Genomic DNA, 21425 nt, shown 5'->3' with positions numbered 1-21425 from the left:
GTATCCGCAAAGCGCTTGTCCGCCAGGCGGGTCGAGTCCATGGCCTCAGCGGCGCATGAAAGGCGGCACATCCACGTCGTCGTCCTCGCCGCCGATATTCAGCGTCGAGCCGTTGGTGTGGATCGGCACGCTGACCGCGTCGACCGGCTCGAACAACGTCGAGGTGAGCTTGCCCGCCTTGGCCGACTCGATCCGGTGCGCGCCGCCGGTCTTCTCCCCCTTGTCGGCGCTGCCGCCGATCACCGGCTTGCGCCCCGGCCCGGCGGCGTCGAAGCCGGCCGCGATGACCGTGACCCGCACCTCGTCGCCCAGCGAATCGTCGATCACGGTGCCGAAGATGATGTTGGCGTCCTGGTGGGCGGCGTCCTGCACCAGCGAGGCCGCCTCGTTGATCTCGAACAGCCCCAGGTCGCTGCCGCCGGCGATGGACATCAGCACGCCCTGCGCACCCTCCATCGAGGCCTCCAGCAGCGGCGAGTTGATGGCGATCTCGGCGGCCTTGAGCGAGCGGCCCTCGCCGCGGGCCGAGCCGATGCCCATCAGCGCGGTGCCCGCGCCGGACATGATGCCCTTGACGTCGGCGAAGTCGACGTTGATCAGCCCCGGCGTGGTGATCAGGTCGGTGATGCCCTGCACACCGTTGAGCAGCACCTCGTCGGCGCTGCGGAAGGCGTCCATCAGCGACACGGCCGCGTCGCCCATCTGCAGCAGCCGGTCGTTGGGGATGACGATCAGGGTGTCGCAGCTCTCCCGCAGCGCGTTGATGCCCGCCTCGGCCTGGTTGCTGCGCCGCTTGCCCTCGAACGAGAACGGCCGGGTGACCACGCCCACGGTCAAAGCGCCGAGCTTGCGCGCGATGCTGGCGACGACGGGCGCCCCGCCGGTCCCGGTGCCGCCGCCCTCGCCGGCGGTGACGAACACCATGTCGGCGCCGCGCAGCAGCTCCTCGATCTCGTCCTTGGCGTCCTCGGCGGCCTTGCGGCCGACCTCGGGGTCCGCGCCGGCGCCCAGTCCACGGGTGGAGTCGCGCCCGACGTCGAGCTTGACGTCGGCATCGCTCATCAACAGCGCTTGCGCGTCGGTGTTGATCGCGATGAACTCCACGCCCTTGAGTCCCTGTTCGATCATCCGGTTGACGGCGTTGACGCCGCCGCCACCGATACCCACGACCTTGATGACGGCCAGGTAGTTGTGCGGGGGGGTCATCATTCGTCTTCCTCCCTGATGGGCTTGGCTGCTCTCCCGGCGGTGGGCTCCTCCGGACGTCGGCGGCCCTCCCGGCAAACCCTCAACCTCAACCATAGAGTTAGAGTTATGTCAAGTAGTTCCGCGCAACCAGAACGGTATGGGCACGGCGCGCGCTAACCCGGCAGGCGCGCCGACGCGCGTCCCGCAAATTTTGGGCATTTTTCCCACCGCGGCGGCGGTGAGCGCTGGGTATGGTGGATCCCGGCAGCGCGGGCGTGACGAACATCGCTACTTCACCGTCGGCAGGTCGGGGCTGGACACGTCGTAGGTCTTGCCCGGCTGGGTCAGCAGCGCCGCCAGCTTCTCGGCCTTCTCGTCGGTGCGGTCGGTGGTCCCCCAGATCACCACCCGGCCGTCGCCCAGGGTCAGGGTGATCGACGCCACCGAGGGCGCCGCGATCCGGCCCACCTGACCCTCGACCTCGGGCCGCAGCGCGGTCAGCACCTGCAGGGCGGCCTTGGTCGCCGGGTCGTTGGGCCCCGGGTCGGCGACGTCGAGGTAGGGCAGCGCCGGCGGCGGCGGCCCGGTCGCGAAGTCCACGCCGTCGCGGTCGAACAGGTGCGGCCCGTCAGGAAAGTCTTTGACCGCCACCGGGATGCGCTCGACGATGGTGATCCGCAGCGCGGACGGGTACTGGCGCTGCACTCGTGCGCTGGCCACCCGCCGGATCGCCGCCACCCGGTCGGCGACCTGGCCGGTGTCGATCTGCAGCAGCGGCGTGCCCAGCCGCACCCGCGCCGCGTCCAGCACTTCCTCCCGGGTCACCACGCCGGTGCCGACGACGACGATGTTGCGCGCCGACATCGCCGGCGTGAAGTAGAGGACCAGGGCCAGACCGATCCCGACGATCACCAGCAGGATGGTCACCATCAACATCTTCAGGCCCCGAACCACGCCGCGTGCAACGGGTTTGGGCTGGTTGACCGGCCGCCCGGCGGCCCTGCGCTTGGCCTCGCGGCGCGCCTCCTCGATGGCCATGGCCCGGGCCTGCGCGGCGCGGCGTTCGGCTCGCTCGCGGCGGGCCCGCCGGCGCGGCCCCTCCACCTCGGCCTGCTCCGCCCCGCCATCGGCGCGCTGCTGCGGGCCGGTGCCGACGAACAGCGGTTCGGTGACCGCCTCGCCCACCACGTCGGCCGGGCCCGACCCGGTCGGTTCGGGGTCCGGCTGCGTCATCGCAACGCCCCCGGCGCACCGCGGTTGGCCCGCACCCGCAGCGCGGTGACGATCTCGGGGCCCAGCAGCGTGACGTCGCCGGCCCCCATGGTGACGATGACATCGCCGGGCGCGGCGGCCGCGGCGACCTGCTCGGCGGCCGCGGAGAAGTCCGGCAGGTAGCGCACCGGCACGCTGACGTGCTCGGCGACGCTGGCTCCGCTGACACCAGCCAGCGGCTGTTCGCGCGCGCCGTAGACGTCCAGCACGAAAACCTCGTCCGCGGCGTCCAGGGCGTGACCGAACTCCTCGGCGAAAGCCTTTGTGCGCGAATATAAATGGGGCTGGAACACCGCGATGCTGCGACCACCGCCGCTCTGTTCGAGCAGGGTGCGCACCGCCGCCAGCGTGGCGGCGATCTCGGTGGGGTGATGGGCGTAGTCGTCGAACACCCGCACCGTCGAGCTGGGGGCCGACCCACCGGCGGTGCCGACCAGTTCGAAGCGGCGGCGCACCCCTCGAAGCCGGCCAGCCCGTCCAGCACCGCCTCGGTCGGCGCGCCGATCTCGATCGCCGCGAGCAGCGCGCCCAGCGCGTTGAGCGCCATGTGCCGCCCCGGCACCGAGAGCCGCATCACCAGCGGGTGTTGCTGCTCGCCGGCCAGCCGGATCTGGGCGACCGCCTCGGTACCCTGCTGCTGCCAGGACACCAGGGTGGCGGCCAGCGGTTCGCCGGACGGGGCTTGGCCGTGCGACCCGGATCCGTAGCGCAGCACCCGAATTCCAAGTTCGGCGGTGCGCCGGGCCAGCGCGGCCGCGCCCGGGTCGTCGACACACACCACCAGCGCGCCGCCGGGGGCCAGCCGCTCCACGAACGCGTCGAACACCGCGACGTAGGCGTCGGCGCTGCCGTAGAAGTCCAGGTGGTCGGTCTCGATGTTGGTGACCACCGCGACGTCGGGCGTGTACTCCAGCAGCGAGCCGTCGCTTTCGTCGGCCTCGGCGACGAAGCAGTCGCCGCTGCCGTGGTGGGCGTTGGTCCCGGCCTCCCCCATCTCGCCGCCGACCGCGAAGGACGGGTCGCGCCCGCAGTGCTGCAGCGCGACGATCAGCATCGAGGTCGTCGTCGTCTTGCCGTGCGTGCCAGTCACCATCAGGGTGGTGCGGCCGTCCATCAGCTTGGCCAGCACGGCCGGCCGCAGGATCACCGGAATGCCGCGCCGCCGCGCCTCGACGAGTTCGGGGTTGGTTTTCGGGATGGCGGCGTGGGTGGTGATCACCGCGGTGGGGCCGCCGGGCAGCAGATCCAGCGACGACGCGTCGTGCCCGATGCGGATCTGGGCGCCGCGGGCGCGCAGCGCGTGGATGCCGCGCGACTCCTTGGCGTCCGAGCCGGACACCAGGCCGCCGCGGTCGAGCAGGATGCGGGCGATGCCCGACATGCCGGCTCCCCCGATGCCGACCATGTGCACCCGTTCCAGCTCGGCGGGCAGCTGGTCGGTGGTCACGGCCTGCCCCCGGTCGCGCCGCGGCCGAGCCGCGCCGTTCTGCCGATGTCCAGCGCCGCCTGGGCGACCCGGCGCGCGGCGTCGGGATGCCCGACCCGCGCGGCGGCCGTCGTCATCGCCGCCAGCCGCGGCGGGTCGCCCACCAGGCCGGCCACCTCCCGGGCGACCAACTCCGGCGTCAGGTCGGCGTCGGCGACCACCATGCCGCCGCCGGCGTCGACCACCGGCAGCGCGTTGAGCCGCTGTTCGCCGTTGCCGATCGGCAGCGGCACGTAGATGGCCGGCAACCCCACCGCCGACACCTCGGCGACCGTCATCGCTCCGGACCGGCAGATCACCAGGTCGGCGGCCGCGTAGGCCAGGTCCATTCGGTCCAGGTAGGGCACCGCCACGTAGGGCGGGTCGCCGGGCTGCGGTTCGCGCAGGTCGAGCGTGTTTTTGGGGCCGTGCGCATGCAGCACGGACACGCCGGCGGCGGCCAGCTGCGCGGCGGCGCCGGACACCGCCCGGTTCAGCGAGGCCGCGCCCTGCGAGCCGCCGAACACCAGCAACACCCGGGCGTCGTCGGCGAATCCGAAGTGCCGGCGCGCCTCGGCGCGCAGCGCCGCGCGGTCCAGCGAGGTGATGGCCTCGCGCACCGGGACGCCGACCACCTCGGCGCCGGGCAGGCCGCAATCGGCCACCGCGGACAGGACCCGCTGCGCGGTGCGGGCGCCCACCCGGTTGGCCAGCCCGGCGCTGGCGTTGGCCTCGTGGATCACCACCGGCACCCGGGGCTTGCGCGGTGAGACGCCGCGGGCGGCCAGGTAGGCCGGCAGGGCCACGTAGCCGCCGAATCCGATCACCACGTCGGCGTCCACGGCGTGGAGCACGGCCCGGGTTTCGCGCACCGCCCGCCACACCCGCGACGGCAGTCGGGCCAGGTCGCCGGTGGGCTTGCGCGGCAGCGGCACCGGCGTGATGAGCTCGAGGTGATAGCCGCGCTCGGGCACCAGCCGGGTCTCCAGCCCGCGTGCGGTGCCCAGCACGGTGATCCGGACATTTGGGTCGAGGGCCTTCAGCGCGTCGGCGACGGCCATCGCCGGCTCGACGTGGCCGGCGGTGCCGCCGCCGGCCAGCACCACCGACACCGGCTCATGAGGTGCAACGGCCGACAACGCGGCACCGGCGGGCAGAGGATCGTCCCCCCGCCCGCCGGTCGGCTTCTTGACCGTGTCGTTCACCCGTAACGCTGACCTTCCAATGCCCGTGCGCGCCGTGGCTGACGCTGGCCGGCGCGCGAACTGGCTGCCGGGTTTGCTCCGGAGTTGGCTCCCAGACTGGCATAGCGCTGGCCAGATCCATGATGCCTTGCCCGGGCGCGCGTGTTACCCCCAGATTGGCGGCCCGCCCGGCCGGCCGTGCGGGGCAGCGGGGGCGGCAGCGGCGCGTCGGCATGGAAGCCGGCATTGCGGGTGGCGTTGCGGCCGGCGTTGCGGGTGGGCTTGCGCCCGGCCGGCTTGGCGCCCTTGCGCGGCGCCGGGCGCGATTTCGGGGCCGATTTCGGGGCCGATTTCGGGGCCTGCTGCGGGCCGGTCCGCTTGCGATCGCGGAACGCCTCCAGCCGCGTCGGCGAATACGGCTCGGGCAGCGGCAGTCGCAGCAGCCGGTTCACCTTGTCGTCGCGGCCGGCGCGCAGCGCGGCCACCGCCTCGGGCTCGTGACGGGCCGCGTTGGCCATGATCCCGATCATGAAAAGTGTTGCCGCCGTGGATGTTCCACCCGCGGAGATGAGTGGCAGCTGAATGCCGGTGACCGGCAGGATGCCGATCACGTAACCGATGTTGATGAACGCCTGGCCCAGCACCCACATCGTGGTGGTGGCCGTCAACAGCCGCAGGAACGGGTCGGCCGAGCGGCGGGCGATCCGCATCCCGGTGTAGGCGAACAGGCCGAACAGCACCAGCAGCCCGAAGGCGCCGATGAAGCCGAGCTCCTCGCCGATGATCGCGAAGATGAAGTCGTTGTGCGCGTTGGGCAGGTAATTCCATTTCGCCACGCCCTGCCCGAGCCCGTCGCCGAAGATCCCGCCGTGGGCCAGCGCGAATTTCGCCTGCCGGGCCTGATAGCCGGTGTCCTGCGGGTCGTTCTCCGGGTTCATCCAGGACCGCACCCGGTCGGAGCGGTATCCGGCCGACATCGCCAGCACCGCGCCGGCCATGAACACCGCCAGCAGCGAGGTGATGAACACCCGCAGCGGCAGGCCGGCGTACCACAGCAGGGCCAGCAGGATGATGCCCAGCGACACCGTCTGCCCGAGGTCGGGCTGCGCCACGATCAGCGCCAGCGCGATCACCGCGGCCGGCACTAGCGGGATCAACAGCTCACGCAGGCTGGCCCGGTCCAGGCGGCGGGCCGCCAGCATGTGCGCGCCCCAGATGGCGAAGGCGATCTTGGCCAGCTCGGAGGGCTGCATGGAAAACCCGGCGACGACGAACCACTTACGCGATCCGTTGGCCAGGTTGCCGATCCCGGGCACCAGCACCAGCACCAGCAGGATGACGGTGACGACGTAGCCGGTGAACGCGACGCGCCGGATGAACCGCACCGACATCCGCAGGGAGGCGTAGCAGGCGATCAGCCCGATCACCGTCCACAGCACCTGCTTGCCGAAGATCACCCAGGCCGACCCGTCGGCGTCGTAGGAGCGCACCCCGGACGCTGAGAGCACCATGATCAGACCCAGCGTGGTCAGCAGCCCCGCGATGGCGATGATCAGGTGAAACGACGTCATCGGCCGGCTGAGCCAGGCCCCGAACCGGCTGTGCGAGCTCCCGTCCTTCGGCTTGTCCTTCGGCCCCTTCTTGGACTCCTTTTTGGAGGCCTTCGTGGAGGCCTTCTTGGACGCCTTCTTGGACGTCTTCGTGGGCTCGTCGGTGGCCTGCTGGTCCTGCTCGTCGGCGGCCTCCGGCGCGCAGTCCGGGACCGCGCCGGTTTCGGCCGCCGCGCCGTCGTCGTCGGCCGGCTCGGCGGTCTTGGTGGTGTCCTTACCCCGGCCCAGCAGCCGGGTCAGTGCGTTACCCACGCCCCGCCCTACCGGATGGCCGCGCGCACCGCGGCCGCGAACGCGTCGCCCCGGTCGGCGTACCCGGCGAATTGGTCGAACGACGCTCCCGCCGGTGCCAGCAGGACGGTGTCACCGGGCTTAGCCAGGTCACGGGCGACGGCCACCGCCGCGCTCATGACCGCAGCGCCGAGATCCCCGCCCAAATGTTTCACTTTTGTCACATTGGCACCAAACACCACAGGCGTCGCATCCATACCAGCATCCTCGCCTGTCACAACGTGGACGACGGGGACATCCGGCGCGTGTCGCGATAACGCCTCTGCAACCTCTCGCCGATCTCGGCCGATGAGCACCGCGCCGACCAGCCGGGACGCCATCCTGGCCACCTCGGCGTCGACCGACGCGCCCTTCAGCAGCCCCCCGGCGATCCACACCACGCGGGGATAGGCCAGCACGGAGGCCTCGGCGGCGTGGGGATTGGTGGCCTTGGAGTCGTCGACGTAGGTGATCCCGTCGGCGACGGCCACCACCTCGGCCCGGTGCCGGCCCACCCGGAAGGAGACGATCGCCTCGGCGATGGGCGATGCAGGCACATCCACGCAGCGCGCCAGCGCGGCGGCGGCCAGGGCGTCGAGCACTCCGACCGGTCCGGGCACCGGGATCGAGTCGACCGGCAGCAGGGTAAGGTCGTCGGCGAAGGCGCGGTCGACGAGCTGGCCGCCGCGCACACCGAGTTCCCCGGCGGCCGGCTCGCCCAGCCGGAAACCGACCCGCACCGGCGCCCGGGCGGTGCTTAGCAGCGCCGCGGCCCGGCTGTCGTCCAGCCCGACGACGGCCACCCGGCCGTCGAGCACCCGGGCCTTGGCCGCGGCGTAGTCGGCCAGCGTGCCGTGCCAGTCGAGGTGGTCTTCGGCGATGTTGAGCACCGCTCCCCCCTCCGGCCGCAGCGAGGGCGCCCAATGCAATTGGAAGCTGGACAGCTCGACGGCCAGCAGCTCGGCGGGTTGGTCGAGCACGTCGAGCACCGGGCTCCCGATGTTGCCGCACAACAGACTTCGCCGGCCCGCCGCGGTCAGCATGGCGTGCAGCATCGACGTGGTGGTGGTCTTGCCGTTCGTCCCCGTGACCACCAGCCAGCGGCGCGGCGGCCCGTAGTGGCCGGCGGCGTCGAGGCGCCAGGCAAGCTCCACGTCCCCCCACACGGGCACCCCCGCCGCGGCGGCGGCCAGCGGTAGCGGTGCGGTCGGCGCGAACCCGGGGCTGGTGACCACCAGGGCATAGCGCGAAATCCGTTCGGCAGCCGCCGATGTGGAGACGGTGTCGACTCCGGAGTCCACGTATCCGCGCAAGGCGGCGGGGTCGTCGTCGCACAGGGTCGGCGCCGCGCCGAATCTCCTCAGCGCCGCCAGCACCGCCCTGCCGGTGATCCCGCCGCCGGCCACCAGCACCGGCGCCCCCGGCGACAGCGGGGCCAGGGCCGGCTCAGCAGCACTCATCAGGCACCGATCGCGGCCAGCCACTCACCGTAGAACAGGGCCACGCCCAGGCCGCAGGCGATCGCGGTGAGCAACCAGAACCGGATGATGACGGTGGTCTCGGCCCAGCCCGCCAGCTCGAAATGGTGGTGAAACGGCGCCATCCGGAAGACCCGTCGCCCGGTGGTGCGAAAGGTCAAGATCTGCAACACAACCGAGCTCACCTCGGCGACGAACAGCGAGCCCAGCACGACGGCGAGGATCTCGGTGCGGCTGGTGACCGAGATGCCGGCGATGATGCCGCCCAGGGCCAGCGATCCGGTGTCGCCCATGAAGATCTTGGCGGGCGCGGCATTCCACCACAGAAAGCCGATGCAGGCACCCGCGGTGGCGGCGGCGACGATCGCCAAATCCAGCGGGTCCCGCACGTTGTAGCAGCCCAACCCGGGCGCGGTGACGCACGCATTGCGGTACTGCCAGAACGTGATCAGCACGTAGGCCGCGGTGACCATCGCCATGCTGCCGGCGGCCAGCCCGTCCAGGCCGTCGGTGAAGTTGACCGCGTTGGACCAGGCGCTGACGACGACCACGCAGAACAACACGAACAGCCCGGGCGCCAGCGTGACGGTGGCGATCTCGCGCACGTAGGACAGGTCGGCGCTGGCCGGCGTCAGGCCGTTGGCGTTGCGGAATCCCAACGCCAGCACACCGAACAGCACCGCGGCCGCGACCTGCCCGATGGTCTTGGCGGTCTTGTTCAGGCCCAAGTTGCGCGACCTGCGGATCTTGATCAGGTCGTCGAGGAATCCGACGATGCCGAGCACGGTGGCCAGGCTCAGCACCAGCAGCCCCGACGCGGAGATGCCCTCGCCGTCGAAGGCCAGCCCGGCCAGGTGCGTGCCCAGATAGCCGGCCCAGATGCCCGCGATGATCGCCACCCCGCCCATCGACGGCGTGCCCCGCTTGGCGTGGTGGGTGGGCGGGCCGTCCTCGCGGGTGTGGTGACCGAAACCTTGCCGGGTGAACAACCGGATCAGCGCCGGGGTCAACAGGATCGACACGGTCAGCGCGATGGCGACGGCGATGAGGATCTGTCTCATCGGCGGGTCCCGCCGGCTGAGTCGTCACGGGCCAATGGTGCCGACCCGCTTCGTCCGGCTGCGCCGCCCTCGCGATCGTCACGGGCCAATGGTGACGACCCGCGTCGTCCGGCTGCGCCGCCCTCGCGATCGTCACGGGCCAGCGCGTCGGCGAGTGCGCCCAGCCCGGCCGCGTTGGATGCCTTGACCAGCACCACGTCACCGGGCTGCAGCTCGGCCCGCAAGAGCTCAAGCGCCGCCTCGGCGTCGGGCACGTTGACGGCTCCCTTGTCGGCCGAACCCCAGGAACCCTCCATGACCGCACCGTGGTGCATGGCGCTCACCGACCTCCCAGTTCCCACGACAACGAGTCGAGACACATCTAAGCGCACCGCCAGCCGGCCGATGCGATCATGTTCGGCGATCGCGTCGTCGCCGAGTTCGGCCATCTCGCCCAGCACCGCCCAGCTGCGCCGGGCCGGGGCGCCCGGTTCCGCCCCGCCGCGGGCGATCCAGGCCAGGGCCTGCAGCCCGGCCCGCATCGAATCGGGATTGGCGTTGTAGGCGTCGTCGATCACCGTGACGCCATCGCCGCGGGTGCTGACCTGCATCCGGTGCCGCGACACCGGGCCCGCCCCGGCGAGCGCGGCCACCACCTGCTCGACCGTCGCGCCGCACTCCAGCGCAACCGCGGCCGCGCACAGCGCGTTGCCGACCTGGTGATCGCCGGAGACGCCGAGTTGCACCCGCGCCTGTCGTGTCCCACCGGCGTGGCGGTGATACAGCGTGAACCCCGGCCGGGCCAACTCGTCCAGCGACACCGGCCCGGCCCACACGTCGCTGGGGCCGGCCTCGGTGTGCTCGGCGCGGCTGACCCTGACCACCCGGGCGGCGGTCACCTCGGCCATGGCCGCCACGGTGGGGTCGTCGACGTTGAGGACCACCACGCCGGACGCTGGAACCGCTTGCGGCAGTTCGGATTTGGTGCGTGCGATGGCTTCCCGCGAGCCGAACTCGCCCAGGTGTGCGGTGCCGACGTTGAGCACCACCCCCACGGCCGGCGGGGCGATTTCGGCGAGCGCGGCGATGTTGCCGGGGTGGCGTGCCGACATCTCGAGAACCAGGTAGTCGGTGTCGGCCGTGGCGCGCAGCACCGTCCAGGGATGCCCCAGCTCGTTGTTGAACGACCCGGGCGGGGCCACCACCTCACCCAGCGGCGCCAGCACCGCCGCCACCAGGTCCTTGGTCGACGTCTTGCCCGACGATCCGGTGATCCCGACGATGGTCAGCCCGCCGGCGACCAGCTCGGCGGCCACCGCCCGGGCCAGCTTGGCCAGCGCCGCCAGCACCGCGGCACCGGACCCGTCGGCGTCGTGCTCGAGCACCCCGGCCAGCGCGTCCGCGGCATCCACCGGCGGCGCGACGATGGCGGGGACGCCGACGGGCCGGGCGGCCAGCACGGCGACCGCACCGGCGGCCACCGCGGACTCCGCGTGGTCATGCCCGTCGGTGCGCGCCCCGGGCAGCGCCAGGAACAACCCGCCGGGCCCGACGGCGCGCGAGTCGAATTCGACCGTGCCGGTGACGCGCCGGCGCGCGGCGTCCGGTGCGGTGATGTCGGCCAGGGTGCCGCCGACGATGTCGGCGATCTGGGCGACGGTCAGGTCGATCATCCCTGCGCCTTTCGAGGCCCGACGGCCTCGCGCAGCGCCTCGGCCAGCTCCACCCGGTCGTCGAACGGGCGGGTGTGCTCGCCGGTGCGCTGCCCGGTCTCATGACCCTTGCCCGCGACCAGCACCACGTCGCCCGGTCCCGCCCAGGCAACGGCGTGGCGGATCGCCGCACGCCGGTCGCCGATCTCGATAACCTCTGCGGCGCAACCACTTTCGGTGGCACCGGCCAGGATTTCGCGGCGGATCGCCGCGGGGTCCTCACCGCGCGGATTGTCGTCGGTGACGACCACCAGGTCGGCGAGCTCGGCGGCGGTCGCGCCCATCGGCGCCCGTTTGCCCGGGTCGCGCTCGCCCCCGGCGCCGAACACCACCGCCAGCCGGCGATCCGGGCGCTTGAGGCTGCTCAGCACCGCGCGCAACGCGCCCGGCTTGTGGGCGTAGTCGACCAGCGCCAGAAAGTCCTGGCCGGCGTCGATCTCCTCCATCCGGCCGGGCACCCTGGTCTGCAGCAGTCCCGGCGCCGCCTGCTCCGGGGACACTCCCACTGCATCCAGAAGTGCCAGCGCCACAAGGCAATTGGCGACGTTATAGTGGCCGGGCAGCCGAATGCCCGCCCGGTGCTGGACGCCGGCGGGATCGATCACGGTGAACTGCTGTCCCCCGGTCCCCAGCGGCGCCACCTCGACGGCCCGCCAGTGCGCCGGTTGTCCCTCGGCGCTGACGGTGACCGCATCACCGGCGCGGGCAGCCATTTCGCGCCCGGCCTCGTCGTCGATGCACACCACGGCGCGGTGCGCCCGCAGCGGGGAGTTCGGGTCGAACAGCAAGGCCTTGGCCTCGAAGTAGTCGGCCATGGTGGGGTGAAAGTCGAGGTGGTCACGCGACAGGTTGGTGAAACCGCCGACCGCGAAACGGGTTCCGTCCACCCGGCCCAACGCCAGCGCGTGGCTGGAGACCTCCATGACGACGGTGTCCACCCGCTGTTCGGCCATCGCGGCCAGCAGCGCCTGCAGGGCGGGGGCCTCCGGGGTGGTCAGCGCGCTGGGGATGTCGGCGCCGTCGATGCGGATGCCGACCGTGCCGATCAGCCCCGCCGTGCGGCCGGCGGCGCGCAGACCCGATTCGACCAGATACGTCGTGGTCGTCTTGCCGGACGTGCCGGTGATGCCGATGACGGTCAGCCGCTCGGACGGGTGCGCGTACACGGCGGCGGCCAGCTCCCCGAGCACGCTGCGGGGCCTGGGGTGCAGCAGCGTCGGCGTGGTCCGGCCGCCGGTCAGCTGCGCGACACCCGCGGCATCGGTGAGCACCGCGACCGCGCCGCGCTCGATCGCCTCGGCGGCGTGCCGGGCGCCGTGCGTCGTCGCACCGGGCAGCGCGGCGAACAGGTCGCCGGGCAGCACGTCCTGGGCGCGCAGGGTCACGCCGGTGACGGTGACGTCGGGGACGGCAGCGCGCCGGTCCGGGCCGGCCATCACCGCGCCGACATGGTCGGCCAGCGCGGGCAGCCGCACGCCGGGGACGGCGCTGGGGCGCAACCCCGTGGGCACCGACACCACTTCTGCTCACACCTCCCTCCGGCGCCGCGTCATCCTCATGATCGGCCATGACACCCTACCTAGCCGGGGCGGGCCGGCGGGCGATCCGCGGGCGGCGGTCGGTCAGGTGGCTTGCAGGGTCAGCGGCGGGCCGGGGTCCGGCGACAGTGGCACGTTCTCCCGCTGCATCAGCCAGCCGGCGATGTTGTGGAACAGCGGGGCCGCGGAGTGGCCCGGCGTCCCGTCGGCGTTGCGCTCCGGGTTGTCCATCATGATGCCGATGACATACCGGGGGTTGTCGACGGTGGCCATCCCGGCGAAGGTGATCCAGTAGACGTTGTCGAAGTAGCAGCCGCAGGCGGGGTTGATCTGCTGGGCGGTGCCGGTCTTGCCGGCCATCTGGTAGCCGGTCACCGCGGCGGCCGGGCCGGTGCCCTGCTGGTAACCCATCGGGTCGTGCTGCACGACGGCGCGCAGCATGTTGCGCACGGTCTGCGCGGTCTGCGGCGATACCACCCGCACGCCCTCCGGGCGCGGCTCCTCGGTGCGGGTGCCATCGGGCGCGATGGTGGCCTTGATGATCCGCGGCGGGATCCGCACCCCGTCGTTGGCGATCGTCTGGTACATGCCGGTCATCTGCAGCAGCGTCATCGAAAGACCTTGCCCGATGGGCAGGTTCGAGAAGGTGCTGCCCGACCACTGGTCGATCGGCGGCACCAGCCCCGCGCTCTCACCGGGCAGGCCCACGTTGGTGCGCTGGCCCAACCCGAACTTGCGGACCATGTCGTAGAAGCGCTCCGGCCCGACCCGCTGCGCCAGCATCAAAGTGCCCACGTTGGAGGACTTTCCGAACACACCCGTGGTGGTGTAGGGCATCACGCCGTGGTCCCACGCGTCGTGGATGGACACCCCGCCCATCTGGATCGAGCCGGGCACCTGCAACACCTCGTCCGGATTCGACAGGCCGTACTCGATGACCGAGGACGCGGTGATCACCTTGTTCACCGAACCGGGCTCGAACGGCGAGGACACCGCCGGGTTGCCCAGCTGTTTGTCGCCCTGACGGCCGATGTCCTGGGACGGGTCGAAGGTGTTGTCGTTGGCCATGGCCAGCACTTCGCCGGTCTTGGCGTCCAGCACCACGGCCGAAACATTGTGCGCGCCAGACACATTCTTGGCCTGTTGCACCTGCTGCTGCACATAGAACTGGATGTCGTCGTCCAGCGTCAGCTGCACCATCGAGCCGTTGACCGCCCGATGCCGGTTGCGGTAACTGCCCGGGATCACCACGCCGTCGGAGCCGCGGTCATAGGTGACCGAGCCGTCGGTTCCGGACAGCACCGAGTCCATCGACTCTTCCAGACCCAGCAGCCCGTGGCCGTCCCAGTCGATGCCGCCGACGATGTTGGCCGCCAACGATCCGCCCGGGTATTGCCGCAGATCTTGACGCTCGGAGCCGACCTCCGGGAACTTGTCCGAGATCGCGCTGGCCACAGCGGGATCCACGGCGCGCGCCAGGTACACGAAGTTCTCGTCGCTTTGCAGCTTCTTCAGCACGGTCGCGGAGTCGGGCTTGTTGCCCAGCCGGCCGGACACCTCCTTGGCGATGTCGCGCAGCCGCTGCTGGGGGTCGGGGGCCGAGGGGTTCTTGGCCTTGGCCTCCTCCAGTTGCTTGTGAATCCGCTTCGGCTGGAAGGTCAGCGCCCGCGACTCGATGGTGAAGGCGAGCTGATCCTTGTGCCGGTCGATGATGCTGCCGCGCACCGCCTTTTCCACATCGGTGACCTTGAGCTGTCCGGCCGCCTGGGCGCGCAGCGCTGACGCGTTGGTCACCTGCAGGACGAACAGCTGGGCGGCGGCCACCACCATCGCCACCAGCATCACCACGTTGCCGGCGCGGTGACGGAACACGAACGATCCGCCCCGAGAGGTCAATTGCGCGATCTGACGGGTGCGCCGCTGCCGCGCCGAGTGCCCGGGTGCGGCTTCGGCCGGGTTGGCGTTGCCGCGGCGTTTGGGCTGGCGAATCGCCTTGCCCTGCACGTCCTTACGCGGCCCACGCGTCGGCCGCGCCGACTGGGACCGACGGGCCCGTGCCGAGTCGCCGCGGCTCACCTCGGGGCACCCGGCGTCGCGACGGGGGCGGGCCCGGACTGGGCGCCGTTGACCGGTTGCGGCAGCGGGGCGGCCGGGACCACCGGCTGGGGGGCCGCGCCGGGGCGGCCCAATTGCACCGGCACCGGCACCTCCGGCGGCAGCGGGGCGGGCAGCTGGCCGGGAGCCGGAACGGGCAAGCCCCCCAACGGGATCGAGACCTCCGCGGGGGCCGGAGCCACCGCCGGCCCGGCCGGCATCGGCAGCCCCGGCATCGGCAGCCCGGGCGTCAGGCCCGGCGGGCGACCGGTGGCCGGGCCGGTGGGCACGGCGGGCAATGCGGGTGGCACAGCGGCGACCGGACCGCCGGGCAGCGCTGGCGGCGCGGCGACGGGACCGCCGGGCACACCGGGCGGCGCGCCCGGGGCCGGGGGAACCGCCGGCGCCAGGTGTTGACCACCCAGCGTGGAGGCGCCGTCCGGCGCGCGCAGCAGCGCCTCGGGCCCGGACCTGGCCGGGACGGGTCCGCCGGGGGCGGGCTCCACCCGGATCGGGACCTCGGCGGCCGGCGGCGCCGGCTTCGGCGGCTGCGGCGCCTCGTCGGGCAGCTTGCTGTTCAGCGGCGGCGGCGGCACCCCGTCGGCCGGCTTGGGTGTGCCCACCACCACCCAATTGCCGGACGGATCCTGGACCAGGTGCGCGGTGTCCCGGGTCGGGATCATGCCCTGCTTGCGGGCCGCCTCGGCCAGCGCGGGTGCGGCCTCCGCCTCGCGCACGTCGCGCTCCAGCGCCTCCTTCTGCTGCTGCAGCAACCGGGTCCGCTCCCGGGCGTGGCTGAGCTTGTAGGAGCGCTCGGCGGAGTCGGTGGACAGCCACAGGGTGAGCCCGAGCCCGACGCCCAGCGCACCGATGACCAGAACGACGAACGGGACCTTGCTGGCCAGGGTGCGCGGCCGCAGGTCGATCGCTGCCAGCCGGGCGGCCAGCCTCTCGGTCAGCCGGGGCCGAACGACCTTGGGCGCCTTGGCTTTACGAGCCTTGGCCCGCGCCTTGGCCTGGCTGGTGTTCTTGGGCCGGGCCGATCGCTCGGCCGGCCGCGCGACGGGGCTGGTCTGCGGACCCGGCTTGGGCGCGCGGGATTCCCGGGCGGGCGCCGAGGCCCGGCCACCGCGGCGCGCCGCGCCGCGCCGGCGTCGGCCGCCGGACGCCTGCCGCGGCGGGCGGCACCGTCGCGGGCGCCCCGACGATCGCTGCCGCCGCGCCGTTTCGCCGTCTCGCGCTCTGCTCTCATCAATCGCCTTTCCCGGTCGCCTGCGGTGCTTGCGTTCGTTGCAGGGCCCGCAATCGCACTGCGGCACTGCGCGGGTTGCGTTCCATCTCGGCGGCGTCGGCGCGTCCGGCGCCGTGGGTCAGGGCGCGGAACCGTGGCTCGTGGCCGGGAAGTTCGACCGGCAGGTCCACCGGGGTGCGGGAGGCGACCGCCTGGGCGAACAACCGCTTGACGATCCGGTCCTCCAGGGACTGGTAGGCCAGCACCACGATCCGCCCGTCGACGGCGAGCGCGTCCAGCGCGGCCGGAAGCGCGCGGCGCAGCGTGTCCAGTTCGTCGTTGACGGCGATCCGCAGGGCCTGGAACGTGCGTTTGGCCGGATGTCCACCGGTGCGCCGGGCCGGTGCCGGAATGGCTTGGTAGAGAAGCGAAACCAGGTCCGCGGTGGAGGTGAACGGCTCTTTGGCGCGGCGGCGCACGATCTGCGCGGCGATCCGGCGCGCGAACCGCTCCTCGCCGTAGCGGTGCAGGATGTCCGCCAGCTCGGCCTCGTCGTAGGTGTTGAGGATGTCGGCCGCGGTCAGCGGCGATCCCGGGTCCATCCGCATGTCCAGCGGGGCGTCCTGGGCGTAGGCGAAGCCCCGCTCGGGGCGATCCAGCTGCATCGACGACACCCCGAGGTCGAACAGTATCCCGTCGACCGATTCGGTTGCGGCGTAACCGGATTCGGTCAGTGCCGCGGCGATGCCGTCGTAACGCATGTGCACCAGGGTGATCCGGTCGGCGAACCGCGCCAGGCGTTCCCGGGCGATCTCGAGCGCGCTGGGATCGCGGTCGAGTGCGATCAGCCGCAGCCCGGGCAGGTCGGCCAGGAACCGTTCGGCGTGCCCGCCCGCGCCCAGGGTGGCGTCCAGCAGGACCGCGCCCGAGCCGTCGGGGTGACGACGGGTCAGTGCGGGGGTGAGCAGCTCGACGCAGCGCTCGAGCAGGACGGGCACGTGCCCGAAGTCCGGTGAATCGTCAACCACCGCAACGCCTCCCCGGATCGGGCGAGCTGCCCCTGCATCGAGGTCCCTGTCCGAAGGCACGAACCTGGCGTTGGGGAAGTACGCCAGGGTCGGTTCGGGCAGAGGCCACGTTGCACGGGCATGCGCCTCAGATGATGTCGCCGAGTGCTTCATCGCTTGCCGCGGAGAAGTTCTCTTCGTGGGTCTGCTGGTAGTCCTGCCAGGCCTGGGCATCCCAGATTTCCAGGTAGTCGACCGCCCCGATCACCACGCAGTCCTTGGACAGGCTCGCGTAACGACGGTGGTCGGCCGACAAGGTGATGCGGCCCTGGGCGTCGGGATGCTGTTCGTCGGTGCCGGCGGCGAGGTTGCGCAGGAACGCCCGGGCGTCCGGGTTGCTCTTGGAGGCCTTGCTCGCCCGGCGGGCCAGTTGCTCGAATTCCGCCCGCGGGTAGACGGCGAGGCTGTGGTCCTGGCTCTTGGTGACCATCAACCCCCCTGCCAGTGCGTCGCGGAACTTGGCGGGCAACGTCAGCCGCCCCTTGTCGTCGAGTTTGGGCGTGTAGGTGCCGAGAAACACCAGCTCACCTCCCGTTCGAGGTCACCCAAACACTGCAGCCACCATACCCCACAATCCCCCACTTCGCCCCATTCCGTGGGTGTCGGGGTGGCGTTTTTCGGGTTGTCCGACGTCAAAAGGTGAACATTGTGGCCGCCGGGGTGTGTCGCCGCCCTGCTGCGGCGTCTTTCGGGACGCCGCCATCACCTGGTTGACCAGGCTAAATGCCGCGGGTGGGGAAACGTGGGGAGTTCCGGTGGGGCGCAGTGGGGGCAATGGGCGGCCCGCGCCTCGGTTGGGGATCGATTGGGACGCAAAACGGCATCGACGGTTGCGCGCCGTCCAGCCCCGCCGTCAGCCCTCGGCGGCCACCGGGGCCGGGAAAACAACGCGGGGCAGCCGACTCGGCTACCCCGCGGGTGTGTGGGTGGACGTCAGTCGTCGAAGCGGCGGCGGAAGCGATCCTCCATCCGGCTGGTGAACGAGCCTCCACTCCTGTTGCGGCGCTGCCGCAGCGAGGTGGGGGCCGAGCCGGACAGGTCGGGCCGGCCGGGCAACCGTGGACCGGTGATGGCGAACACCACACCGCCGAACATCACGATGAACCCGAAGACGCTGAGGATCGGGAAGTTTCCGATCATCGTGGCCTTGAAGGCCACCCCGGAAACCAGCATTGCCAGACCGATGACGAACAACGCCACGCCCTGCAGACGCCGACGCGCAGTGGGCGCGCGGAACCCTCCGCCCCGGACGCTCGAAGCGAACTTGGGGTCTTCGGCGTAGAGAGCGCTCTCGATCTGATCGAGCATCCGCTGCTCATGATCGGAGAGTGGCATTCGTCCCTCCTTGCCGACAAGTTGACACGTGACTATCGGTAGCACGCGGATGCCCGTTGCGCGGGCAACTAATTGAATGATACGAGGTCGATCTGCCCCATACCACTGGTTCCGCGCCGATTCTATCCCGCCCGCATCCGGGCACCCGGCAGGACCGCAACGCCCGTGCGCTACAACCGGCTTCCCGAGCCGGCTTCCGAACCGGCTTCCAAACCGGCTTCCGAAACCGGGTGCGCCGACCGCTTACCGACCGCCGCGCCCGCGTCCGATAATGATCGCTAGCGGCCCGGTCCCACGGAGACCATTTCCGGGGCGACCCCGACACCGCGAAGCAACGGATCCCTGGACGAGATCGCTGGACGAGATCGCTGGATGAGGAGGGCACCGCGGGTTGGCGATATTCCTCATCGATCTGCTCCCCCACGACATGGAGCGCCGACTCGGCGACGCCCTGGCGGTGTACGTGGACGCGATGCGATACCCGCGCGGCACCGAGAACCAGCGCGCCGCCATGTGGCTGGAACACATCCGGCGCCGCGGCTGGCAAGGGGCGGCCGTCGTCGAGGCCGAGGTGGACGACGACGATCAGATGCCGTCGGCCGAAGAGTTGGCCAGCGCCCCGCTGCTCGGCGTGGCCTACGGCTACCCCGGGGCGCCGGGGCAATGGTGGCAGCAGCAGGTGGTGCTGGGTCTGCAGCGCGGCGGCTCGCCGCCGCAGGAGATCGCCCGGCTGATGAACGATTATTTCGAGCTGACCGAGCTGCATATCCACCCCCGCGCCCAAGGCCGCGGGCTCGGCGAGGCCCTGGCGCGACGGCTGCTCGCCGGTCGCGCCGAAAAGAACGTGCTGCTGTCCACACCGGAAACCAACGGCGAGCCCAACCGCGCCTGGCGGCTGTACCGGCGGCTGGGTTTCACCGACATCATCCGCCGCTACCACTTCGCCGGCGACCCCCGGCCGTTCGCGATCCTGGGCCGCGAACTCCCGCTGTGACACCGCAACATTCGGCACGCGACCCAAGGCTGCACTGAGCGGCACGGCGGATCTGGCACGATGACTTGGTGCGCGCCCGCCCTGCCCCGCCCCGCCGCCGCGGATCCCAGGCCGCCCGGATGCGACGGCGGCGCCTGCTGGCCTTCGCGATGCTGCTGCTGGTGGTGCCGCTGGCCACCGGATGCCTGCGCGTGCGCGCCTCGCTCACCATCTCCCCCGACGACCTGGTGTCCGGCGAGATCGTCGCCGCCGCGAAACCCAAGACTCCCAAGGACACCGGCCCGCAGCTGGACAGCAACAACTTGCCGTTCAGCCAGAAGGTGGCGGTGTCGAACTACGACAGCGACGGCTACGTCGGCTCCCAGGCGGTGTTCTCGGACCTGACGTTCGCCGAGCTGCCGCAGCTGGCCAACATGAACTCCGACGCCGCCGGGGTCAACCTGTCGCTGCGCCGCAACGGCAACCTGGTGCTCCTGGAGGGCCGGGCGGACCTGACCTCGCTGACCGACCCGGAGGCCGACGTCGAGCTGACGGTGGCCTTTCCCGGCGTGGTGACCTCGACCAACGGCGACCGGGTGGAGCCCGACGTGGTGTCCTGGAAGCTCAAGCCGGGCGTGGTGAGCACCATGACCGCCCAGGCCCGCTACACCGACCCCAACACCCGGTCGTTCACCGGCGCGGTGGTGTGGCTGGGCATCGCGTCCTTCGCGGCGGCCGGAGTGGTGGGGCTTCTGGCCTGGGTCAGCCGGGACCGGTCACCGCGGTTGACCGCCCCGCGCGACCAACCCCCACCCGAATAGCCCCTAGCTCGGCCGGGGCGACCAGTAGGCCAGCATCTCGGCGAAGGTCTGAAACGCCGGGCCGGAAATCCCGTAGGTCGCCTCCAGGTGGATGCTCAGCGGGAAGCCGAGGTCGCCGACGCCGTCGATGACGCGCTTGTACAGGTCGACCATCTGCCGGCGCTTCTGCGCCGGTTCGCTGGCGGCCAGCGTCTTGACGAACTCCTGCTCGCGGGCCACCGCGGCGTTGCCCGGGTCCTGGATCAGCCAGTTGATCAACCCGACCCGGCTCTCCATCTTCGGCACAAAGCCGAACGACAGCAGGATCTCCGGCCGGTGGTCGGTCTGCCTGGCGAACTCGCGCAGAAACCCCACGATCGCGTCGGAATACAGCAGCTGGGTCATGCCGTAAGTGGCGCCGCGGTCGCACTTGAAGCTGAAGCGGCCCTGTTCGCCGTCGCGGGTGGGGATCAGGATGACGCCGCGGTTGGTCACCAGGTCGCGGTAGATCGACAGCGCGTCGGTGGGGGCGACCCCGGAGCCCTCGCCGTCGTTCATGGTGCGCGGCACGCCGACGAACACCACGCCTTCCATGCCGGCCGAGCACAGCTCGGTCAGGCGCCCGTGCAGCGACTGTTCGTCCATGAACGCGGTGACCTGGGTGCACAAGCCCTTGATCCCCGGCAGTTCCGGTTTGACGACCGACCAGAAGTCCAGCACGTCCAGCTTGGGCTTCATCGGAACCGGGCGATCGTCGTCCTCGGCGATGATGCCGGGAATCATCACGTGCCGGATCCGGCCGTCCAGACCCGACTCCGCGGAATGCCGCACCACTTTGTGCGCCTCTTCGAGTGCCCGCTCCCGACCTTCGTCGGCGTTGGGTGGCACCAGCTCGAGCGCAATGGTGTTGAGGGTCACGCGGCTTCTCTCCATCCGACGGGTATTGGCCCGGGGCGTCTGCTGTGTGCGCACTGTCCGCGCCAGCCCAGCGCACCCGCCAGCATAGGGGCGGGTTAGTGAGGCAGTCGAAGCAACTGGGCGCGGCGGGCACCCCGTCGGCCGCGGAGACCGGCTCGGGCGACGCGGCGAATACACTGGTCGGGCCTGCAACACCCAGCCAGCCGAGCAGAAAGGGGCGCCGCGCTGAGCCTACGAGCTTCAGAAGCGG

The 21425-nt window shown here is 71.6% G+C and carries 15 protein-coding genes and 2 pseudogenes; 2 read left to right on the top strand and 15 right to left on the bottom strand.

All coding sequences use genetic code 11. The features are described from left to right. Positions 1 to 45 precede the first annotated feature (45 nt). The 14 genes and pseudogenes from ftsZ to NF20_RS07100 all read right to left on the bottom strand — a co-directional run bounded on the left by ftsZ (position 46) and on the right by NF20_RS07100 (position 18484). Positions 46 to 1206: a cell division protein FtsZ gene (ftsZ, locus tag NF20_RS07165; protein WP_003872223.1), complete on the bottom strand. Its 1161-nt coding sequence runs from the start codon at positions 1204 to 1206 to the stop codon at positions 46 to 48. Between the two features lie 270 nt (positions 1207 to 1476). Then, a complete protein-coding gene (locus NF20_RS07160; RefSeq protein ID WP_009976564.1) occupies positions 1477 to 2421 on the bottom strand; it encodes a cell division protein FtsQ/DivIB in 945 nt (314 codons plus the stop codon). Next, positions 2418 to 3907, bottom strand: a pseudogene (gene murC / locus NF20_RS07155) (UDP-N-acetylmuramate--L-alanine ligase). Before murC ends, NF20_RS07160 begins: the two are co-directional and overlap by 4 nt. Further along, positions 3904 to 5130: an undecaprenyldiphospho-muramoylpentapeptide beta-N-acetylglucosaminyltransferase gene (gene murG, locus NF20_RS07150; protein ID WP_033717243.1), complete on the bottom strand. Its 1227-nt coding sequence runs from the start codon at positions 5128 to 5130 to the stop codon at positions 3904 to 3906. The pseudogene murC and the gene murG overlap by 4 nt, the downstream one beginning before the upstream one ends. Further along, positions 5127 to 6971 (bottom strand): putative lipid II flippase FtsW, encoded by a 1845-nt coding sequence (ftsW, locus tag NF20_RS07145; RefSeq protein WP_033712793.1) that lies wholly within the window; start codon positions 6969 to 6971, stop codon positions 5127 to 5129. The genes murG and ftsW overlap by 4 nt, the downstream gene beginning before the upstream one ends. Positions 6972 to 6979: 8 nt before the next feature. Then, positions 6980 to 8449, bottom strand: a complete 1470-nt coding sequence (gene murD / locus NF20_RS07140) for a UDP-N-acetylmuramoyl-L-alanine--D-glutamate ligase (RefSeq protein ID WP_033712794.1) — start codon at positions 8447 to 8449, stop codon at positions 6980 to 6982. After that, positions 8449 to 9528, bottom strand: a complete 1080-nt coding sequence (mraY, locus tag NF20_RS07135) for a phospho-N-acetylmuramoyl-pentapeptide-transferase (RefSeq protein ID WP_009976557.1) — start codon at positions 9526 to 9528, stop codon at positions 8449 to 8451. The genes murD and mraY overlap by 1 nt, the downstream gene beginning before the upstream one ends. Beyond that, on the bottom strand, positions 9525 to 11180 hold the full coding sequence (locus NF20_RS07130; RefSeq protein WP_033712796.1) for a UDP-N-acetylmuramoyl-tripeptide--D-alanyl-D-alanine ligase: 1656 nt from the start codon (positions 11178 to 11180) through the stop codon (positions 9525 to 9527). The genes mraY and NF20_RS07130 overlap by 4 nt, the downstream gene beginning before the upstream one ends. Next, positions 11177 to 12739: a UDP-N-acetylmuramoyl-L-alanyl-D-glutamate--2,6-diaminopimelate ligase gene (locus tag NF20_RS07125; RefSeq protein ID WP_033712797.1), complete on the bottom strand. Its 1563-nt coding sequence runs from the start codon at positions 12737 to 12739 to the stop codon at positions 11177 to 11179. Before NF20_RS07125 ends, NF20_RS07130 begins: the two co-directional genes overlap by 4 nt. Before the next feature lie 102 nt (positions 12740 to 12841). Then, on the bottom strand, positions 12842 to 14833 hold the full coding sequence (locus NF20_RS07120) for a peptidoglycan D,D-transpeptidase FtsI family protein (protein WP_033712798.1): 1992 nt from the start codon (positions 14831 to 14833) through the stop codon (positions 12842 to 12844). Then, positions 14830 to 16103: pseudogene (locus NF20_RS07115) on the bottom strand (hypothetical protein). The gene NF20_RS07120 and the pseudogene NF20_RS07115 overlap by 4 nt, the downstream one beginning before the upstream one ends. Beyond that, entirely contained in the window at positions 16103 to 17263 is a 1161-nt protein-coding gene (rsmH, locus tag NF20_RS07110; RefSeq protein ID WP_095762091.1) for a 16S rRNA (cytosine(1402)-N(4))-methyltransferase RsmH, read from the bottom strand. Before rsmH ends, NF20_RS07115 begins: the two are co-directional and overlap by 1 nt. Continuing rightward, positions 17238 to 17669: a division/cell wall cluster transcriptional repressor MraZ gene (gene mraZ / locus NF20_RS07105; protein ID WP_003872235.1), complete on the bottom strand. Its 432-nt coding sequence runs from the start codon at positions 17667 to 17669 to the stop codon at positions 17238 to 17240. The genes rsmH and mraZ overlap by 26 nt, the downstream gene beginning before the upstream one ends. A gap of 413 nt (positions 17670 to 18082) precedes the next feature. Beyond that, positions 18083 to 18484, bottom strand: coding sequence for a DUF3040 domain-containing protein (locus tag NF20_RS07100; protein WP_011724725.1), 402 nt, complete (start codon positions 18482 to 18484; stop codon positions 18083 to 18085). Positions 18485 to 18875: 391 nt separating this feature from the next. Between NF20_RS07100 and NF20_RS07095 the strand changes: the two genes are divergently transcribed. Both NF20_RS07095 and NF20_RS07090 read left to right on the top strand, forming a co-directional pair. Beyond that, on the top strand, positions 18876 to 19478 hold the full coding sequence (locus NF20_RS07095) for a GNAT family N-acetyltransferase (protein WP_003872237.1): 603 nt from the start codon (positions 18876 to 18878) through the stop codon (positions 19476 to 19478). Positions 19479 to 19597: 119 nt separating this feature from the next. Then, positions 19598 to 20278: an LppM family (lipo)protein gene (locus NF20_RS07090; RefSeq protein ID WP_003872238.1), complete on the top strand. Its 681-nt coding sequence runs from the start codon at positions 19598 to 19600 to the stop codon at positions 20276 to 20278. Positions 20279 to 20281: 3 nt separating this feature from the next. Here NF20_RS07090 and NF20_RS07085 read toward each other — a convergent pair whose 3' ends face one another. Further along, positions 20282 to 21175, bottom strand: coding sequence for a mycobacterial-type methylenetetrahydrofolate reductase (locus NF20_RS07085; RefSeq protein ID WP_003872239.1), 894 nt, complete (start codon positions 21173 to 21175; stop codon positions 20282 to 20284). Between the last annotated feature and the right edge of the window lie 250 nt (positions 21176 to 21425).

This window comes from Mycobacterium sp. MAC_080597_8934 (assembly GCF_000523975.1).
Classification (GTDB): domain Bacteria; phylum Actinomycetota; class Actinomycetes; order Mycobacteriales; family Mycobacteriaceae; genus Mycobacterium; species Mycobacterium avium.
The sequence above is the reverse complement of the archived record's forward strand: the minus strand, read 5'-3'. Positions and strand labels throughout refer to the sequence as shown.

Bases quoted from the DNA above. Each gene is read 5' to 3' on its own strand.
- ftsZ (WP_003872223.1), bottom strand. From the start codon at position 1,206: ATGACCCCCCCGCACAACTACCTGGCCGTCATCAAGGTCGTGGGTATC.
- NF20_RS07160 (WP_009976564.1), bottom strand. From the start codon at position 2,421: ATGACGCAGCCGGACCCCGAACCGACCGGGTCGGGCCCGGCCGACGTG.
- murD (WP_033712794.1), bottom strand. From the start codon at position 8,449: ATGAGTGCTGCTGAGCCGGCCCTGGCCCCGCTGTCGCCGGGGGCGCCG.
- mraY (WP_009976557.1), bottom strand. From the start codon at position 9,528: ATGAGACAGATCCTCATCGCCGTCGCCATCGCGCTGACCGTGTCGATC.
- NF20_RS07130 (WP_033712796.1), bottom strand. From the start codon at position 11,180: ATGATCGACCTGACCGTCGCCCAGATCGCCGACATCGTCGGCGGCACC.
- rsmH (WP_095762091.1), bottom strand. From the start codon at position 17,263: ATGAAGCACTCGGCGACATCATCTGAGGCGCATGCCCGTGCAACGTGG.
- NF20_RS07100 (WP_011724725.1), bottom strand. From the start codon at position 18,484: ATGCCACTCTCCGATCATGAGCAGCGGATGCTCGATCAGATCGAGAGC.
- NF20_RS07090 (WP_003872238.1), top strand. From the start codon at position 19,598: ATGCGACGGCGGCGCCTGCTGGCCTTCGCGATGCTGCTGCTGGTGGTG.